An 18,073-nucleotide genomic window follows, 5' to 3' on the forward strand; every position below is an offset into this window, starting at 1 on the left:
TGTAATGACGGGCCCGCGTTTAGGCGGGTAGGCGAGGGGGGCGTAGCAGCGGGAGGACGCTGCGGGTGCGGAACCGGTCGGGCCGGAAGCCGGGTGGGAAACGCGGAACGGCTTGCGAAGCCGACGCACTCAATGCAGGGAACAGGAGATTCATGCTTCCTGCCTGATCATAGTCGGTCAAGTGATGCACCGACTTTTCGGAATTGTCGAGATGGGTGGCGCCGTCATCGTCGTGATGGTGCAAGACGTGATTGGCGTGCTCAACCATGTGTTTCATGCCGAATTCCGATCCATGCCTGCTGCCTGATAGATGCCCGAGATTGCGCTCCATGGCAGCCATCGCTTGCCATGGAAGAATCAGCATCAGGAAAATCAGGAACGCCTTCTTCATGTTCAATGGGTCGCGCGGTTTTATACTGGGTAAGCTATGCAGGATTGACGGGCAACTTGCCGTTAGAAAATCGCATGTTAACACATATTTTCCCAAGTGGCTGTGCCGAATAGCCTCCGCCAGTACTCATCATGCAGCGCGGACTTTGTTCAGGTAGGCAACCAGATGCCTTCTTCCGTCGAATTTCGATTGCCGCAGGTGCAATTGGGTTGACCACCGACGGCACCGCTGTCGATGACTTCAGCGCTCGCATGGAATCCCGCAAAAACGCCGAATACGGAGCCTAGTGCACGCCGTTCGCGTCGCCTTGGGCAATACGGGGTCCAAGACGACCATTCGCAAGTACCTGAAGGAACTTGAAGCGGAGGAGGGCGGCGTCCGATGAAGTAAAACTGCCCGATTAGCTGAAGGAAAAGTGACAATGCCCGATGCTTGTCCAGCCGACGAGGTCTTGGAGCGCGTCGCTGACTGCGGCCTTTCTGACGACGCACTTTGCACTCGAGACTGCCCGGACAAACCGTTATTTGACATAATATAAATTATGCGAAGTGTTGGTGGTTTGCCGAGTGCTATGCTGTTTCGTCGCGTCCGTGCGCCGAGCCCAAATTAGAGGAATCCTGTCAAAACGATATCCGCCGCCGTGGTATCGTTCCCCGCGACCCGCAGCCCATCCTTGGCCGTTCCAACCTGAAAGCGATCCCGCATGCACTCCATCCCCCCATCCCGCCCGCATGCGCCGACCGGCGCGGTCCCGGGCGAAGCCGATCCACTCCACATCACGACGGTGTTCGAGGCCCAGTTGGCCACCGCGCTGCAGTGGCGCGTGTCGAGCGCCAAGGAGAGGATCGCCCGCATCAAGAAGCTGCGCGAGGCGATGATGGCGCAGCGCGAGGCATTGTATGCGGCCTTCGCGCAGGATTTCCGCAAATCGGCGACCGAGGTCGAGATGTCGGAGCTGCTGCCGGTCATGGACGAGATGCGCCATGCGATCGGCCAGTTGAAGCGTTGGATGAAGCCGACCAAGGTGTGGCCGACCAGCACCATGCTCGGCATTTCGGCCTGGGTCCAGTACCAACCGCGCGGCCGGGTCTTGATCATCGCGCCGTGGAATTATCCGCTGAGCCTGTGCTTCGGCCCGCTGGTCTCGGCCTTGGCCGCGGGCAACACGGCCATCGTCAAGCCGTCCGAAATGACGCCCGCGGTGTCGGCCTTGATGGCGCGCATCATCGGCGAGGTATTCCCGGAAAACGAGGTGGCGATGTTTGAAGGCACCCTGCCCACCTCCCAGGCTTTGCTGGCGCTGCCGTTCGACCACATTTTCTTCACCGGTTCGCCGGCCGTCGGCAAGGTTGTCATGGCCGCCGCCGCCAAGCACTTGACCAGCGTGACGCTGGAACTGGGCGGCAAGTCGCCGACCGTCGTCGATGAAAGCGCGAACCTGGCGCTGGCCGCTGAAACGTTGATGTGGGGGAAGTTCCTCAACAACGGCCAAACCTGCGTCGCGCCCGACTATGTCTACGTGCATGCCAGCGTCAAGGAAGCCTTCATCGCCGCATGCAAGAAGGTGCTCGACGCGCGCTACGGCGCGACGGCCGCCGAGCACCAGCGCAGCCCCGACTTGACGCGGATGGTGAACCGCCGCCACACGGCGCGGGTTGCCGCGCTGCTGACGGACGCGCTGGCGCGCGGCGCCGTGGTGCGCGCCGGCGGTACGCTCGACGAGGCCGAGTGCTTTATCGCGCCGACCTTGCTCGACCAGGTCCCGGCCGGGGCGGCGATTCTGGACGAGGAGATTTTCGGCCCCCTGCTGCCGATTTTCGCCTATACCGATCTAAACGAGGTCATCGCCGCCATCAACGCCGGTCCAAAACCGCTCGCGCTGTATGTCTGGAGCCGCAAGCAGGCGCATATCGACGCCCTGCTCGCCCGCACCAGCTCCGGCGGCGCCTGCGTCAACCATTGCGTCGCCCAGTTTGCCCACGGGAACCTGCCGTTTGGCGGGGTCAACAATTCCGGTATCGGCTCGGCCCACGGCGCCTATGGCTTCCGCGCGTTTTCGCACGAACGCGGCGTCATGCGCTCGTCGCCGCTGATGCTGATTAAGTTGTTTTTCCCGCCGTACAGCAAGAACCGCAACTATCTGGTGCGCAAAACAGTCGATTTGATGCGCCTGCCAATGCTGTAAGGGTGCGGCGGCCGGTGCCTGCCGGCCGCTCACCACGTTCATGCGTTTGATCTATCTCCAGCCGTGTCGAGAAGGGTGAAACATCGTGCCCCGCGCGCCGTCCAATGTTGAGGGGCCGTGGCATCGCCTAACTTTTGCAGGAGCGTTCACATGCAAATTTCGCAAACAAGGCAAGCGGGCTTGCCTGTCCACTTGCGTTCCGGCAGGCGTCCGGTTCGCGGCGATGTACATTTGGAAACCCTGGTGCCGGGCTGGAACGACGAAGAGGTGCCCAGCATAATCGACCGGGCGATCCACGCGACCGTTGCGCGGGCCACCCACGGCATATCGCCGATCAGCGTCGCGGTGGCGTACGCCGACTGGGCAATGCATCTGATGAGTTCCCCCGGTCGATGGCAGGCCTTGATACAGAAAGCGGTGCGCAAGGAGTTCAAGCTGGGCGCCTACGCGGCGCGCTGCGCGGCGACGCAATTCCCGCTCGGGCAGCCCTGCCCGCCTTGTATCGAACCCTTGCCGCAGGATAAGCGCTTTCGCGACCCGGCCTGGCAAAACTGGCCGTACAACGTGGTTTGCCAAGGCTTCCTGCTCAACCAGCAATGGTGGCACAACGCGATGACCGGCATCAGCGGCGTCTCGGCGCACCACGAACACATGGCGTCATTTGTCACGCGGCAATTGCTCGACATGGTGTCTCCGGTGAATTTTATCGCCACCAACCCCGAAGTGCTGGCCGCCGCCGCCAGGGAAGGCGGCAAGAACTTTGTGCGCGGCGCAGCCAATTTCCTGGAAGACTTGCGGCGGGAGGGAAACAAAGAGCCGCCTCCAGGCGCCGAGGCGTTTCGCCCTGGCAAAGAGGTGGCGGTCACGCCGGGGCAGGTGGTGTTCCGCAACCGCTTGATCGAGGTCATCCAGTACAGCCCAAAAACGGCGCAGGTGCGCGCCGAGCCGGTGCTGATCGTCCCGGCGTGGATCATGAAATACTACATCCTCGACCTGTCGCCGCATAACTCGCTGGTCAACTACCTGGTCGAGCGCGGCCACACCGTGTTCATGATCTCCTGGCGCAATCCCGGCGCCGACGACCGCGAGCTGGGCATGGACGACTATTTATGGCTGGGCGTATTCGGCGCGTGCAAGGTGGTGCAGGCGATCGTGCCCGAGCGCAAAATCAACGCGGTCGGCTACTGCCTCGGCGGCACCATGCTGGCGGTGGCGGCGGCCTACCTGACCGAATGCGGCGAAACGCCGTTCAATTCCATGACCCTGCTGGCGGCCCAGACCGACTTCAGCGAGGCGGGCGAGCTGTCGTTGTTCATTGACGAGAGCCAGATCGTCTATCTGGAAAACCTGATGTGGCAGCAGGGTTACCTTGACACGCGGCAAATGGCCGGCGCCTTCCAGTTGCTGCGCTCGAACGACCTGATCTGGTCGCGCATGGTGCACGACTACTTGCTCGGCCAGCGCGCGCCGATGAGCGACCTGATGGCCTGGAACGCCGACACCACGCGCATGCCCTATCGCATGCACAGCGAATATCTGCGCCGGCTGTTCCTCAACAACGACCTGTTCGCCGGCCGCTACAAGGTCGACGGCAAGTCGGTCGCGCTCAGCGACATCCATGTGCCGGTTTTTGCCGTCGCGACGGAAGCGGACCATGTGGCGCCGTGGCATTCGGTCTACAAGCTGAACCTGGTGGCCGACACCGAAGTTACTTTCGTGCTCACCAGTGGCGGCCACAACGCCGGCATCATCAGCGAGCCTGGACATCATAAACGGCGCTTCCGGATTTCGCGTTGGGAGGCCGACGAGCGCTATGTCGACCCCGACCGCTGGTATCTCGAGACGCCGACGGTGGAAGGGTCGTGGTGGCCGGTATGGGCCGAATGGCTACGCCACAATTCCAGCGCGCAACTGGAGCCGCCGCCGCCCATGGGTGCGCCGGCGAAGGGTTACGCGGCGATCGCCCCGGCGCCCGGCGCGTATATTCACCAGCGCTGACGCTCGTCCAGGATGAACGCGGCACGCTCGCGGGCGCTGTAAGCGTGTTCGCCGCGTCATTGCCGTGGCGCGCGGCGCGGTTTTTCTTGCGGTTAGGCTAGAATTAGCCACCTTGACAAGCACCTACCCGCGCCTAATGAACCGCCAGCCCACGATCGATCCGCTCAGCTTTCGCCGCATCCTCACCCGCAACGTCACGATCCCCCTGCTGGTCGGCGTCGCCAGCGCCACCGTCTTCGTCGGGCTGGTCATTTATCTGCTGGCGGCGTTGCGCTGGGTCGAGCACTCGGAGCGGGTGATCGGCAAGGCCAACGAAATGGCCAAGCTGTCGGTCGACCTGCAAACCGGCTTGCGCGGCTTCCTGCTGACGTCCGACGAGTTGAATCTGGCGCCGTACAAGCTCGCCAAGGCGGGCATGGCGGTGGAAATGCTGGCGCTGCAGGAAATGGTCGCCGACAATCCGGCTCAGCTCGACCGCGTCAAGCGCATCCGGGCCCTGCAGCTGCAATGGGGCGAATACGCGTTCGACATGATCGACACGCGCCGCAAAAACCTCGACTTCCTGTCGCGCGTACGCGCCGGTGAGGGGCGCCAGGAGTTTGAACAAATCCGCCGCGAGTTCGACGCCTTCCTGGACACCGAGCAGCGCCTGCGGCAGGAGCGCAACGACACCGCGCAAGAGCGCACGCTGCTGTCGGTCGGCCTGTTTCTCGCCATCAGCCTGTCGCTGAGCGGGCTGCTGGCCTACCTGGGCCGGCGCGAGCTGCTACGCTTGTCCGAGATCTACGGCGCGGCGCTGCAACAAAGCGCCGACGACAATGTGCTGTTACAACAGCAAGCCTGGCTGCGCACCGGACAAAGCGAGCTGGCCAGCCACATCAGCGGCCAACTCGCGCTGCCGCAATTGAGTCGACGGGCCCTGGAGTTCCTTGCCGGCTATCTGGACGTGAGCGTGGCGGCGATATATGTGACGGAGGATGACGGCTTGCTGCGGCGCAGTGCCAGCTACGGTTTCAGCGGCGAGCGCGCCCGCACGCCGCAGGCGTTCCGCTTCGGCGAGGGGCTGGTGGGCGAGGCGGCGGCGACGCGACGGCTGATCCAGATCGACCAGGTGCCGCCAGGATACGTGAGCGTCACTTCCGGCCTGGGCGCCGCCGCGCCGGTGCATCTGCTGCTGGCGCCCATCGAGAACGAGGGTAAGCTGAATGGCGTGATCGAGCTGGGCTTTAGTCGCCCGGTTGGCGCGCGCGACCTTGAGTTCCTGCGTTTGATCGGCGTCAATATCGGCGCCTCGCTGGAGGCGGCGCTGTACCGCCAGCGCCTGCAGGACGCGCTGGAGGAAACCCAGCAATTGAACGAGGAGATGGAGGTGCAGCAGGAGGAGTTGCGCACCACCAACGAGGAATTGGGCGAGCAGTCGCGGGTGCTGGAAGAATCGCAGATCCATCTGGAGCGCCAAAAGGCGGCGCTGGAAGAGTCCAACGGCCAGCTGGCGGTGCAGGCGCTGGCGCTGGACCAGAAAAATAGCGCGATCGGCCAGGCCCACGCCCAGCTTGAGCTGCGCGCCGAGGAGTTGCAGCGCGCCAGCCGCTACAAGTCCGAGTTCCTGGCGAACATGTCGCATGAGTTGCGTACACCGCTGAACAGTTCGCTGATTCTGTCCAAGCTGCTGTCCGACAATAGCGGCGGCAATTTGACGGTGCAGCAAGTCAACTTCGCCGAGACGATCTACGCGGCCGGCAACGACCTGCTGATGCTGATTAACGATATTCTCGACATTTCCAAGGTCGAGGCCGGCAAGCTGGACCTGCTGCCCGAAGAACTCCGCTTCGCCGACCTGCTGGACGGCTTGCGCAAGACGTTTACACCCTTGGCCGAGCTGAAGCAACTCGCGTTCACCGTCCAGCTCGGCGCGCGCCTGCCGCCGAAGTTTGTCAGCGACCGCCATCGCCTGGAGCAAGTGTTGCGCAACCTGCTGTCGAACGCCGTGAAATTCACCGACGCCGGCAAGGTCGCGTTCTCGGTCGACCTCGACGGTGACGACAAGGTGGTCTTCGTGGTACAGGATTCCGGCATCGGCATTGCCGGCGACCAGCAAGACAAGGTGTTCGACGCCTTCCACCAAGCCGACGGCACTACCAGCCGGCGCTACGGCGGCACCGGGCTGGGCCTGTCGATTTCGCGCGACCTTGCCGCCTTGCTCGGCGGCGCCGTCACGCTCGGCAGCACGCCCGGCCAGGGTAGTACCTTCACCCTGACGCTGCCGCTGGCCTGGCGCGACGAGCTGGTCGATGCGTCGGCGCCCTCCCCGGCCGCCGCATTTTCTCCGGCGGCCGCGACGCCGCCGGCCACGGCGGCCGAGCCGGAGCGCGTCGGCATCCCGGCCTTCGCCGACGACCGCGAACGGCAGCAGTCCGGCCGTCGCGCGGTGCTGGTGATCGAGGATGAACCGGCCTTCGCCGGCATCTTGTTCGAGCTGGCGCATGAAATGCAGTACCACTGCCTGGTCGCCCACGGCGCCGACGAAGGCCTGCGCCTGGCGGCGCAGTTCCTGCCGGACGCCATCCTGCTCGACATGGGCCTGCCGGATAGCCCCGGTTTGCTGGTGTTGCAAAAGCTCAAGGGAAACCCGCGCACCCGCCACATTCCGGTGCACGTCGTCTCCGCTTACGACCACGTCCAGGCCGCCATGCAACTGGGCGCGATCGGCTACGCCAGCAAGCCGAGCACGCGCGAAGAACTCAAGCAGGTTTTCCTCAAGCTCGAATCGAAGTTCACGCAAAAGCTCAAGCGCATCCTGCTGGTCGAGGACGACGAGCGCCAGCGCGACAGCGTGATCCACCTGATCGCCGACCAGGACATTGAAATCACCGCCGTGGCCCTGGGCGAAGAGGCGCTGGCGCTACTGCGCACGCAGACCTTCGACTGCATGATCATCGACTTGAAGTTGCCGGGCATACAGGGCAAGGAATTGCTCGAACGGATGGCGCGCGAAGAACTGTGCGCCTTTCCGCCGGTGATCGTCTACACCGGGCGCAACCTGAGCCGCGACGAGGAAAGCGACCTGATGAAGTACTCGCGCTCGATCATCATCAAGGGCGCGCGCTCGCCGGAGCGCCTGCTCGACGAGGTAACGCTGTTCCTGCACAAGGTCGAATCGGAATTGTCGAGCGAGCGCCAGGGCATGCTCAAGCAAGTGCGCAGCCGCGAACGGGTGTTCCACGGCCGCAAGATCCTGCTGGTCGACGACGACGTGCGCAACATCTTCGCGCTGACCAACGCGCTCGAGCAAAAAGGCGTGGTGGTGGAAATCGGCCGCAACGGCATGGAGGCGATCAGCAAGCTCGGCAGCGTGAGCGACATCGACCTGGTGCTGATGGACGTGATGATGCCGGGCATGGACGGGCTGGAGGCGACGCGCCGCATCCGCGCCGACGCCCGCTTCCGGAAGTTGCCGATCATCGCCATCACCGCCAAGGCGATGAAGAACGACCAGGAGGAATGCCTGCAGGCGGGCGCCTCGGACTACCTGGCCAAGCCGATCGACCTGGACCGGCTGTATTCGCTGCTGCGCGTGTGGATGCCGAAAATGGAACGCATTTAGGGCCGCGGCCACCGTCCCGACCCCGGGGTTGTCGCTTGATGCCGGGTTATTGCGCGGCGCCGGCCGCCGGGCTGGCCTTGTGTTTCGCCAGCAGATGGTGGACTTTGCGCGCCAGGTCTTCGCGCCGGTAGGGTTTGCTCAGTAGTTCGATGCCCGGTTCCAGCCGGCCGCCGTGCATGATGGCGTTTTGCGTGTAGCCGGATGTAAACAGCACCGCCAACTTGGGCAGCAGCAGCTTGGCCTGGCGCGCCATTTCCGGGCTGCGCAGTTCGCCCGGCATGACCACGTCGGTAAACAGCAGGTCGACCACGACGCCGCTTTTGATGACGGTCAGCGCGCTTTGCGCCGTGTTTGCCTTCAGCACCGAGTAGCCGAGTCCGCGCAGCATGTCGACCACCGCCGTTTGCACGTGCACGTCGTCTTCCACCACCAGGATCGTCTCGTTGCCACCCAGCACAGGGCCACTCAAGGCGACGCGCAAGTCGGCCAGCGGCTCCAGCGTGCGCGGCAGGAAGATTTCAAACGTCGAGCCATGGCCGGACTGGCTCGATACTTTGATGTGGCCGCCGCTTTGCTTGATGAAGCCGTAGGCCATGCTCAGGCCCAGCCCGGTGCCCTCGCCCTCCTTCTTGGTGCTAAAGAAGGGTTCGAACACCTTGTCGAGGATGTCTTGCTCCATGCCGTGGCCGGTGTCCGTCACCGCCAGGCGCACGTATTGCCCGGCCGGCAACTCGGGCTGCCGCGGGTCGCCAACCAAAGTGACGTTGTCGAGCGCCAGCGTCAGCTTGCCGCGGCGCTGCATCGCGTCGCGGGCGTTGATGGCCATGTTCAGCAACACGTTTTCCAGTTGGTTCGGGTCGATCAGCGCGTGCCACAGGCCGGCGCCGCAGGTGATGTCCGTTTCGATCATTTCGCCGATGGCGCGGCGGAATAGTTCGGCCGTGCCGCGCACCAGCCGGCCCAGGTCGGTCACCAGCGGCTTGAGCGGCTGGCGCCGGGCGAACGCCAGCAATTGCGACGACAGCTTGGCGCCGCGCTCGACCGCGGCGATCGCGGTTTCGACCCGGCGCAGCGCCACCGGATTGTCGTCGACGGCCATGGCCAACAGTTGCAGATTGCCGGAAATGATCTGCAACACGTTGTTGAAGTCGTGGGCGACGCCGCCGGTGAGCTTGCCGATCGATTCGAGTTTCTGCGACTGCAGCAGGGCCTGCTCGCTGCGGGCCAGCGCCGTGCGCGCCTCCTTCTCGTCGGTGATGTCGCGTCCGATGGCGTGGATCAGTTCCTGCGCGCCCGCCGCCGTCCAGGAAATCCAGCGGTAGGAGCCGTCGCAATGGCGGTAGCGGTTTTCAAAGCGCAGCGTCGGCACGCCCTGCTCCAGCTTGCCGAACTCGCGCAGCGTGTCGGCGCGGTCGTCGGCGTGCACCAGTTCCAGGAAGTCCATGCCCAGCGACTCGCCCTCGATGCGCGCGAGGATCGCCGACCAGGCCGGATTGACGGCGATGATCATGCCGCTGAAGTCCGCCACCAGCATGATGTCGGTCGACAATTGCCACATGCGGTCGCGGTCTGCGGTGCGGTTGGCAACCTCGATTTCCAGCGAAAAATTCAGATAGGCCAACTTGTCGGCGGCGTTGCGCTGCTCCTGCACGTCGGTGTTGGTGCCGACCCAGCGCACCACCGCGCCGTCCTGGTCGCGCACCGGCACGGCGCGCACCAGGAACCAGCGGTAAGCGCCGTCGGCGCCGCGGCGCAGGCGGAATTGGCCCTCGTACGGCGTGCCGGCGGCCACCGCGCCGCGCCAGGCCTCGACGGCGCCGGCCAGGTCGTCCTCGTGCACCACCTTGCTCCAGTCGTCGATGTCGCTGAGGCCGAACTGGGCGCCGGTGTATTCATAGCCTCGCTCGTTGGCCCAGTACAACGCGCCGTCGTGGCGCGCCAGCCAAGCCTGGTTCGGCATCGCCTCGACCAGCGAACGGAATTCCGCCTCGCTCTTCAGCAGCGCCGCGCGGGCCTGCCAGTGCTGGTTGATGTCCTCGGTCGAGCCGTACCATTTCAGTTGCGCGCCGTGTTCGTTGCGCCGGCACAGCGCGCGCGAGCGCATCCAGCGGTACTGGCCGTCGAGCATGCGCACGCGGTGTTCGATGTCGTAGGGGACGCCGCTGGCCACCGAGGCTTGCCAGGCGGCCAGCGTCGGCGCCAAGTCGTCCGGGTGCATCGCGTCGCCCCAACTGCCCCCCAGGCCGCTGCCGCCAGTCCAGTCGCGCCAGCGCCGCGCCACGTAGTCGAGCTGGCCGTCGGCCTGCGCGGTCCATAGCACCTGCGCGTTCAATTCGAGCGCGTGGCGGAAGTGCTCCTCGCTCTCGGCGACGGCGTCGGCCGCCTGGCGCCGTTCAATGGTGTGGGCGCAGGCGCGCGCCGCCACCGTCATGAGCTCGGTTTCAAGCTGGGTCGGGTGCTTGTTCGCCTTGAACAACTGGCCGAGCACGCCGAGAATGTGGCCGTTGGCGCCGAACACGGGGGCCGCCCAGCAAGCCCGAAAGCCGTGCAGCAGCGCGTCCTTGCGGCCGTCGGTCCAGGTCAGCTCTTGCGCGATATCGCTGGCAAACACCGGCGCGCCGGCAAACGCGGCGGTGCCGAACGGACTGGTGTGCAGGCCGATCGCGCTGTGCAGCAAGGCGACGCGGTAGTCCTCCGGCAAGCCCGGCGCGACCACCGAGGTGAAGCGGTCGGCGTCGTCCAGCAGCAGAATGCAGGCAAGCATGGCGTCGTCGGACTGGGTTTCAAGCGCCCGGATAATCTGCTCCAAAGCGCGGGCCAGCGTGGCGCCGCCGGCAACGCTGGCGTTGGCCGCGTGCTCCGCGTCGAGCAAGGAAATGATTTTGTTTGCGTGCACAATATCTTTGGGGCAAGTGTTTAATGGCGGGATAGTACATGTTTCTACAAAAACATGATTTCCGGCAGAATTATAGAACGATATTTGTTTCCTGTGTGCAATTGCTTAAAAAGCCCCGAAAAAGCAAGTCCCGTCTCGGCGCGGTCTCGCCCTACAGTATACGGCGCCACGGATATTGCCGGCGCCACTCAAGCAAGGGCCAGACCACGGCACGCCAGCCGGCCACGATTCTATCGTGGCGATAGTTAAGGGTGGCTTAAGCGGTGCGCTTATCCGCATAGCAATATGGAAAAGCGGAGTAGAATTGCCGTTCTTATCAACTGGACATACCGGAGAACATAATGAGTTTCGACAATTTTCTGACTCGCCTGAAAACCAAAGCCGGCGAACTGAAAACGGATGTACTGAAATTCAAGAACAAGGACTTCATGAATGCGGCCATGGCCGGCTCGGCCCTGATTGCCATGGCGGACGGCAACATTACCTCGGACGAGAAGCAAAAGATGGTGAAGTTCATCGAAACCCACGACGCGCTGTCGGTCTTCACGACCAACGACGTGATCAAGGCGTTCCAAGAGTATGTCGGCCAGCTTGAGTTCGACAAGGATATCGGCGAATCGAAGGCCTACCAGGCGCTGGGCAAAATGAAATCGAATGCCGAGGCGTCGCGCTTGCTGGTGCGCATGGTGATTGCCATCGCTTCCGCGGACGGTAATTTTGACGCCAGCGAGAAATTTGTGGCGGTCAAAATTTGCAAGGAACTGGGGATTCCACCGGCGGAATTCGAGTTGCAATAAACTGCGGGGCGCGCGCGGCAAAGGTGGGGGGCGCGGCGCCGGAGGTGGATGACACTTGCGCAACTACCGATGTTGCGGGTAAAGTCCTCCGGGAAAACTTCAACATTTACGGATCCGCCACCATGACCGCAAGCCTGAGCAAGACCGTCGCCGCCACACTGTGCATGAGCACGTTGACGGCGGTGGCGGCGCCAATGACATTGGATGACTATCTGGCGCTGAGCGGGCCGCAACCGACCGCCCGCATCGCCTACGGCAGCGCGCCCTCGCAATTCGTCGAGCTGTTCCGGCCCGTCGGCGCCGGCCCCTTCCCCGTCGTGCTGCTGGTACACGGCGGCTGCTGGACCGTGAAATTCGGCGGTATCGAGCAAATGCACAACGTCGCCGGCGCGCTCGCCGCGCAGGGGATTGCCGTCTGGAGCGTCGAATACCGCCGCGTCGACGAGGACGGCGGCGGGTATCCCGGCACCTACCTGGACATGAACATGGCCATCGACAAGCTGGAAGCCGACGCCGCCGCCTACCAGCTCGACACCGCCCGGGTGGTGGCGGTGGGCCACTCGGCCGGCGGCCAGTTGGTGCAATGGATCGCCGGGCGCGGCAAGTTGCCGCCGGCCAGCCCGATGTTTCGGGCCAACTACCTGCCGATCCGCCAGATTATCAGCCTGGGCGGCCTGGCCGACCTGCGCAACGAGCGCGACTTAATCAAGAGCAATTGCGATCGCGATATGGTGCAACTGACCGGCGTCGCCAGCGCCATGCGACCGGACGTGTTTGCCGACACCAACGCCGCCGAGCTGATGCCCAACGGCAGCACCACCCTGCTGATTACGGGGGAACTCGACACCGTGTCGCCGCCGCGCATCGCCCACGACTACGCGCAGCGCGCGCGCAAGGCCGGCGATAAGGTGGCGACGCTGATCTTGCCGGGCGCCAGCCATTACGACGAGGTGGCGGCCAGTTCGCCGTCGTGGAATTTGATTTTGCCGGAAATTCGCAAGGCGCTGGGGTTGGCGCTTTGACGTTCCTCGGGTTAGCCCGCGAGGGCGTGACCGGCAATGTTGGCTTGGAGCGGGGCGGATTATAACCAAGGGCGAGGGCCGGGGTCGGACCCGAAGGTCCGACCCCGCTTCGCGTCAGCGGTGCGCGGCGCGCGCCGGCGCCGCCACCTGGTCGAGTACGTGCTTGGGCACGGCGGCGTAGTGCTTGAACTCCATCGTGTAGGTGGCGCGGCCCTGGGTCAGCGAGCGCAAGGTGGTCGAATAGCCGAACATTTCGGCCAGCGGCACCAGCGCGCGCACGATCCGCCCGGCGCCGCCCGGGATGTCGTCGACGCCCTGCACCATGCCGCGGCGCGTCGTCAGGTCGCCCATCACGTTGCCCATGAACTCCTCCGGCGTTTCCACCTCGACCTGCATCACCGGCTCCAGCAGCACCGGCGCGGCGCGGCGCATGCCATCCTTGAAGGCGATCGAGCCGGCCATGCGGAAGGCGTTTTCGTTCGAGTCGACGTCGTGGTAGGAGCCGAACGTCAGCGTCACCTTGACGTCGACCACCGGGTAGCCGGCCAGCACGCCCGATTTCAGCGTTTCCTGGACGCCCTTGTCGACCGCCGGGATGAACTCCCGCGGCACCACCCCGCCCTTGACCGCGTCGACGAACTGGTAGCCGGTGCCCGCTTCCAGCGGTTCGAGCTTGAGGACGACGTGGCCGTATTGCCCGCGTCCGCCCGACTGTTTGATGAACTTGCCCTCGACCTCGTCGACCGCGCGCGTCAGCGTTTCGCGGTAGGCCACCTGCGGCTTGCCGACGTTGGCCTCGACGCCGAACTCGCGGCGCATCCGGTCGACCAGTATTTCCAGGTGCAATTCGCCCATGCCCGACATGATGGTCTGCCCCGACTCCTCGTCGGTGTGGCCGCGGAACGACGGGTCTTCCTGGGCCAGCCGGTTCAGCGCCATGCCCATCTTCTCCTGGTCCGGCTTGGTCTTCGGCTCGACCGCCTGCGAAATCACCGGTTCCGGAAAAATCATCCTCTCCAATACGATAACGTGGTCGGGCGCGCACAGCGTGTCGCCGGTGGTGACCGCCTTCAGCCCGACGGCCGCGGCGATGTCGCCGGCGTAGACGTCCTTGATCTCCTTGCGCTCGTTGGCGTGCATCTGCAGGATGCGCCCGAGCCGCTCTTTTTGCTGCTTGGTCGGGTTGTACACCATGTCGCCCGAATGCACCGAGCCGGAATAGACGCGGAAAAACGTCAACTGGCCGACAAACGGGTCGCTCATGATCTTGAACGCCAGCGCCGCGAAATGCTCGTCGTCGGCCGGATGGCGCTCGACTTCCTGGTCGTGCTCGTCGTGGCCGACAATCGGCGGCACCTCCAGCGGCGACGGCAGGTACTCAACGACGGCGTCGAGCATCGCCTGCACGCCCTTGTTCTTGAATGCGCTGCCGCACAACATCGGTACGATTTCATTGCGGATCGTGCGCAGGCGCAGGCCGAGCTTGATCTCGGCCTCGCTCAGCGCCTCGCCGTTCAGGTACTTCTCGGTCAGCTCGGGCGTGCCCTCGGCCGCCTGCTCGACCATGTTGTCGCGCCACTGCCGGGCCAGCGGCAGCAGCGCCGGCGGAATTTCCGCGTAGCTAAACTGCACGCCCTGGCTGGCCTCGTCCCAGACGATCGCGCGCATCCGCACCAGGTCGACGACACCCTGGAAATGCTCCTCGACGCCCAGCGGGATCTGGATCGGCACGGCGGTGCCCTTCAAACGCTCGCCGATCTGCTGGCGCACGCGGAAGAAATCGGCGCCGACCCGGTCCATCTTGTTGATAAAGGCCAGCCGCGGCACGCCGTACTTGTTGGCCTGGCGCCATACCGTCTCCGACTGCGGCTGCACGCCGCCGACCGCGTCGTAGACCATCACGGCGCCGTCGAGCACCCGCATCGAGCGCTCCACCTCGATGGTGAAGTCGACGTGGCCGGGCGTGTCGATGATGTTGATGCGGTGCTCGCCCAGGTCGCCGGCCATGCCCTTCCAGAACGCCGTCGTCGCCGCCGACGTGATGGTGATGCCGCGCTCCTGCTCCTGCTCCATCCAGTCCATCGTTGCCGCGCCGTTGTGCACCTCGCCGATTTTGTGGCTGACCCCGGTGTAAAACAGAATGCGCTCGGTGGTGGTGGTTTTGCCGGCGTCGATGTGGGCGCTGATGCCAATGTTGCGGTATCGCTCAATAGGTGTCTTGCGTGTCATCACAATCTCCTTGGAGGCCACGGCACGGATCGGTGTGGTGGTTCTAAAAGTGTAACAGACAACGTTTTACCGGGTTTGGACTGGCGCAGCTTTCCAATTGTTCCGTTGGCGCGACGGCGCACCGCAGAGTTGCGCATTGTTAATTGATATTCCTATATACTTTGGCCGGCATCAAAGCCAATCCGACAAATGACAAACAATGCCCGCCGCCGTGTCTGCGCGGGCGTCGCAGTTCCCCATCCACGCATTGAAAAAGTCTCTATGAAACCGCAGGTAAAAACGCAGATGAAAAGCATCTTGCTGTCGTCGTTGTTGATCTCCCCCGTCCTGGCGCAAGCCGCCGAACTCGAACAGCAAATGCTGCGCTGCGCCGTCATCGGCGACGCCAGCGCCCGTCTGGGCTGCTTCGACGTGCTGGCCAAGACCGCCGCCGCGATCACCGTCGCCACCGGCGTCTCGGTGGCCGAATCGACCGCCGAAGTGGCGCTGGTCGTGCCGGCGGTGGCCACGGCCAAGGCGGCGCCGCCTGAATCGGCGATTTCCCGCACCACCCAGCGCTGGGAACTGGACGACGCATCCAAGCGCGGCGTGTTCGCCTTCCGCCCGCACCGCGACAACTACCTGCTGCTGGCCAACTACAGCAACGCCTCGAACGACGAGCCGTTCAAGGAATTCACGCCCGGCGGCATCAAGTCGCAGCACGTCGAGCTGACCTACCAGCTGAGCTTTAAGATGAAGCTGGCGGAAAAACTGCTCAACACGCCGATCGACATCTGGCTCGGCTACACCCAGCAAAGCTTCTGGCAGGCGTACAACCGCGCCGCCTCCAGCCCGTTCCGCGAAACCAACTACCAGCCTGAGGTCATGGCGGTGCTGCCGATCAACAAGAGCATCGGCGGCGTCGACTTCAAGTACGTCAACCTCGGCATGGTGCACCAGTCGAACGGCCAAACGTCGACGCTGTCGCGCAGCTGGAACCGGATCTACGCCGAGCTAGGCGTGGAGCGCGGCAACTTCGCGCTGGCGACGCGGCTCTGGCGCCGCCTCGACAACAGTAAATCGGACAACGACAACATCGACATCACCGACTTCATGGGCCACGGCGACGTGCGCGCCACCTACCGCAACCTGGGCCATGAATACTCGTTGACGGCGCGCCGCAACTTCCATACCGGCCACGGTTCGATACAGGCCGGCTGGGCCTTCCCGGTGTCGGCCAACCTAAAGGGTTACGCGCAAGTATTCTCCGGCTACGGCCAGAGTCTGATCGACTATAACTACTCGCAGAAGTCGCTGGGCGGCGGGTTCATGCTCGATTTCTAAGGATTTTCGTGGGTCGGGTTAGCCGGAACGGCGTAACCCGACTGGCGTCGGCGGCGGCTCGGCGTCGGATTACGCGTTACGACGATGGCGCGCAGCCCGGACACGGCGTCGACGCCAACGCCGATCAGCAGGAACGGCAGCAGGACTAGCCAGAAGATGGGATAGAGAATGAGGGCCACAGTAAGACAAATGTGCGGGGCAAGCCTTGCTTGCCCCGCTACTGCACGCACTTTATAAAAGCGGGCCGATACGGACAAGCGCCGTGCGACGAACTGCAATATGGCGCGACCAGCGGGCGAAAACCGGGGTTGAACGGTAATGCGGGAAATAAATGCGTATGCCGTCCGGCGCCCGTTATTGTCCCAGGCAAATGATTTTAGTCAGGTATTCATGGGCGTTCGCCTTCTTCTTGCCGGCCCATTCAATGACCTGGTTGGCGTCGGCGATCGTCATCACGGTGGCCTTGTCTTTCGACTTGATGAAGGAAACGCCTTCAAAGGCGCCCTCTTTGCTGCGCATTACCTTGGCAAACACGGGCGGCTTCGATTCCGCGTCGCCGATTTTGTTTTGCTGCACGAGGTAGCGTTGGTCGTTCTGTTCCATATAGCTTTGTAGTCTGAGGTGGTAAAAGACGAAATATACCCCGCCGCAGTCCGTCTGCGTGGGGTTTTTTCATTTTTTACCGGCCTTAAGCGTAGACCGCGGGCCGTTGCGCCGGCTGGTGCGCGGCCTGGTAGACGACGGCCACTTGGATCGCCGCCTCCAGCGAGGGGATCGAACCGCCCGCGCGGTACTGGAAGCTCACCTGCAACACGTCGCCGGCGCAGACCGGGAGCGGCGCGGCCAGCGGCAGGCTCATGTAATGGTTGAGCCAGTCTATTGTCGTCGAGCGCTCCTCCATCACGGCCAGGATGTTCTTGGTGACGAAGCGCAGCGAGTTCAAGGTGCCGCTGCGCTCGATGACGAACTTGCCGTTGAAACTGAAGGTCGAATCGGTCGGCTGGGTGAAGTCGACGATGCCGTACACCGACGGCGGCGCCAGTTCCAGCACGCCGGGGTGCACGGCCGTGGTTTCCTGGAACTGCACGATGGGCGCGTAAAAGCCCTCGAAATCGTATTCCTGCTGCATCGGTTGCACCGCCATGATGACCGCCTCGGGCAGGAACACCGGCAGCGGGCCGCCGAAACGCTGCAGATAGCGGCGTTTGAACGACTCGATCACCTCGACCTGCTTTTCGCGCAGCATGCCGACATGGATCATCTCGCAGATCACGACGTCAACCGGCTCCGGCGGCAAGTACTCGAAGGCGTCGGCGTGCACCACCTCGACCTTCTCGCCGTTCGGGTTGAGGGCGAGCATTTTGCGCGCTTGCTGGACCATGTCCGGGTTGAACTCCACGCACCACACCTTGTCGGCCTTGGCTGCCGCGAACCACGACAGCACGCCGGTGCCGCCGCCCAGTTCCAGCACCTTCATGCCCGGCTTGACGGCGTAATCGATTGCCGACTTGAAGCCGTGCATGCGGTTTTGGTCCATCAACATATTGTGGTGGTAATGGACGGGAATGAATTGTCCCAAGTAGCAGCTTTCGATTTCTCGTTCATTCAACATAGTGATCCTTTGGGAT

At 63.7% G+C, this 18,073-nt stretch carries 11 protein-coding genes and 1 pseudogene; 7 read left to right on the forward strand and 5 right to left on the reverse strand.

The window, feature by feature from the left end:
- Positions 1-19 precede the first annotated feature (19 nt).
- Positions 20-397: a hypothetical protein gene (locus ACFDR9_RS00370; protein WP_409029687.1), complete on the reverse strand. Its 378-nt coding sequence runs from the start codon at positions 395-397 to the stop codon at positions 20-22.
- A 250-nt stretch (positions 398-647) separates the two neighbouring features.
- On the opposite strand from ACFDR9_RS00370, the pseudogene ACFDR9_RS00375 reads away from it, so the two are divergent.
- The 4 genes and pseudogenes from ACFDR9_RS00375 to ACFDR9_RS00390 all read left to right on the forward strand — a co-directional run.
- Positions 648-764 (forward strand): annotated as a pseudogene (locus tag ACFDR9_RS00375) (DNA-binding protein); the annotation flags it as partial.
- 330 nt (positions 765-1,094) lie between these two features.
- Positions 1,095-2,576 carry an aldehyde dehydrogenase family protein gene (locus ACFDR9_RS00380; RefSeq protein WP_409029688.1) on the forward strand — a complete coding sequence of 494 codons (1,482 nt, stop codon included), beginning with the start codon at positions 1,095-1,097 and terminating at the stop codon, positions 2,574-2,576.
- 150 nt (positions 2,577-2,726) lie between these two features.
- Positions 2,727-4,574 carry a PHA/PHB synthase family protein gene (locus ACFDR9_RS00385; RefSeq protein WP_409029689.1) on the forward strand — a complete coding sequence of 616 codons (1,848 nt, stop codon included), beginning with the start codon at positions 2,727-2,729 and terminating at the stop codon, positions 4,572-4,574.
- 136 nt (positions 4,575-4,710) lie between these two features.
- On the forward strand, positions 4,711-8,178 hold the full coding sequence (locus ACFDR9_RS00390; RefSeq protein ID WP_409029811.1) for a response regulator: 3,468 nt from the start codon (positions 4,711-4,713) through the stop codon (positions 8,176-8,178).
- Between the two features lie 46 nt (positions 8,179-8,224).
- On the opposite strand, the gene ACFDR9_RS00395 is transcribed toward ACFDR9_RS00390, so the two are convergent.
- Complete coding sequence (locus tag ACFDR9_RS00395) at positions 8,225-11,074, reverse strand: PAS domain-containing protein (RefSeq protein WP_409029690.1); 2,850 nt, start codon at positions 11,072-11,074, stop codon at positions 8,225-8,227.
- 341 nt (positions 11,075-11,415) lie between these two features.
- Here ACFDR9_RS00395 and ACFDR9_RS00400 point away from each other — a divergent pair, with 341 nt between their 5' ends.
- Both ACFDR9_RS00400 and ACFDR9_RS00405 read left to right on the forward strand, forming a co-directional pair.
- On the forward strand, positions 11,416-11,871 hold the full coding sequence (locus ACFDR9_RS00400; protein ID WP_409029691.1) for a tellurite resistance TerB family protein: 456 nt from the start codon (positions 11,416-11,418) through the stop codon (positions 11,869-11,871).
- Between the two features lie 122 nt (positions 11,872-11,993).
- Positions 11,994-12,893, forward strand: a complete 900-nt coding sequence (locus tag ACFDR9_RS00405) for an alpha/beta hydrolase (protein WP_409029692.1) — start codon at positions 11,994-11,996, stop codon at positions 12,891-12,893.
- A 114-nt stretch (positions 12,894-13,007) separates the two neighbouring features.
- Here ACFDR9_RS00405 and fusA read toward each other — a convergent pair whose 3' ends face one another.
- Complete coding sequence (fusA, locus tag ACFDR9_RS00410) at positions 13,008-15,122, reverse strand: elongation factor G (protein WP_409029693.1); 2,115 nt, start codon at positions 15,120-15,122, stop codon at positions 13,008-13,010.
- A 285-nt stretch (positions 15,123-15,407) separates the two neighbouring features.
- On the opposite strand from fusA, the gene ACFDR9_RS00415 reads away from it, so the two are divergent.
- On the forward strand, positions 15,408-16,445 hold the full coding sequence (locus ACFDR9_RS00415) for a phospholipase A (protein WP_051068359.1): 1,038 nt from the start codon (positions 15,408-15,410) through the stop codon (positions 16,443-16,445).
- Between the two features lie 354 nt (positions 16,446-16,799).
- On the opposite strand, the gene ACFDR9_RS00420 is transcribed toward ACFDR9_RS00415, so the two are convergent.
- Together ACFDR9_RS00420 and ACFDR9_RS00425 are read right to left on the reverse strand one after the other, a co-directional pair.
- Entirely contained in the window at positions 16,800-17,048 is a 249-nt protein-coding gene (locus tag ACFDR9_RS00420) for a hypothetical protein (protein ID WP_017875586.1), read from the reverse strand.
- An 85-nt stretch (positions 17,049-17,133) separates the two neighbouring features.
- Positions 17,134-18,057, reverse strand: coding sequence for a methyltransferase domain-containing protein (locus ACFDR9_RS00425; protein WP_409029694.1), 924 nt, complete (start codon positions 18,055-18,057; stop codon positions 17,134-17,136).
- Positions 18,058-18,073: the final 16 nt, after the last annotated feature.

Source organism: Janthinobacterium sp. CG_23.3, from assembly GCF_046115965.1.
Taxonomy (GTDB): domain Bacteria; phylum Pseudomonadota; class Gammaproteobacteria; order Burkholderiales; family Burkholderiaceae_D; genus Janthinobacterium.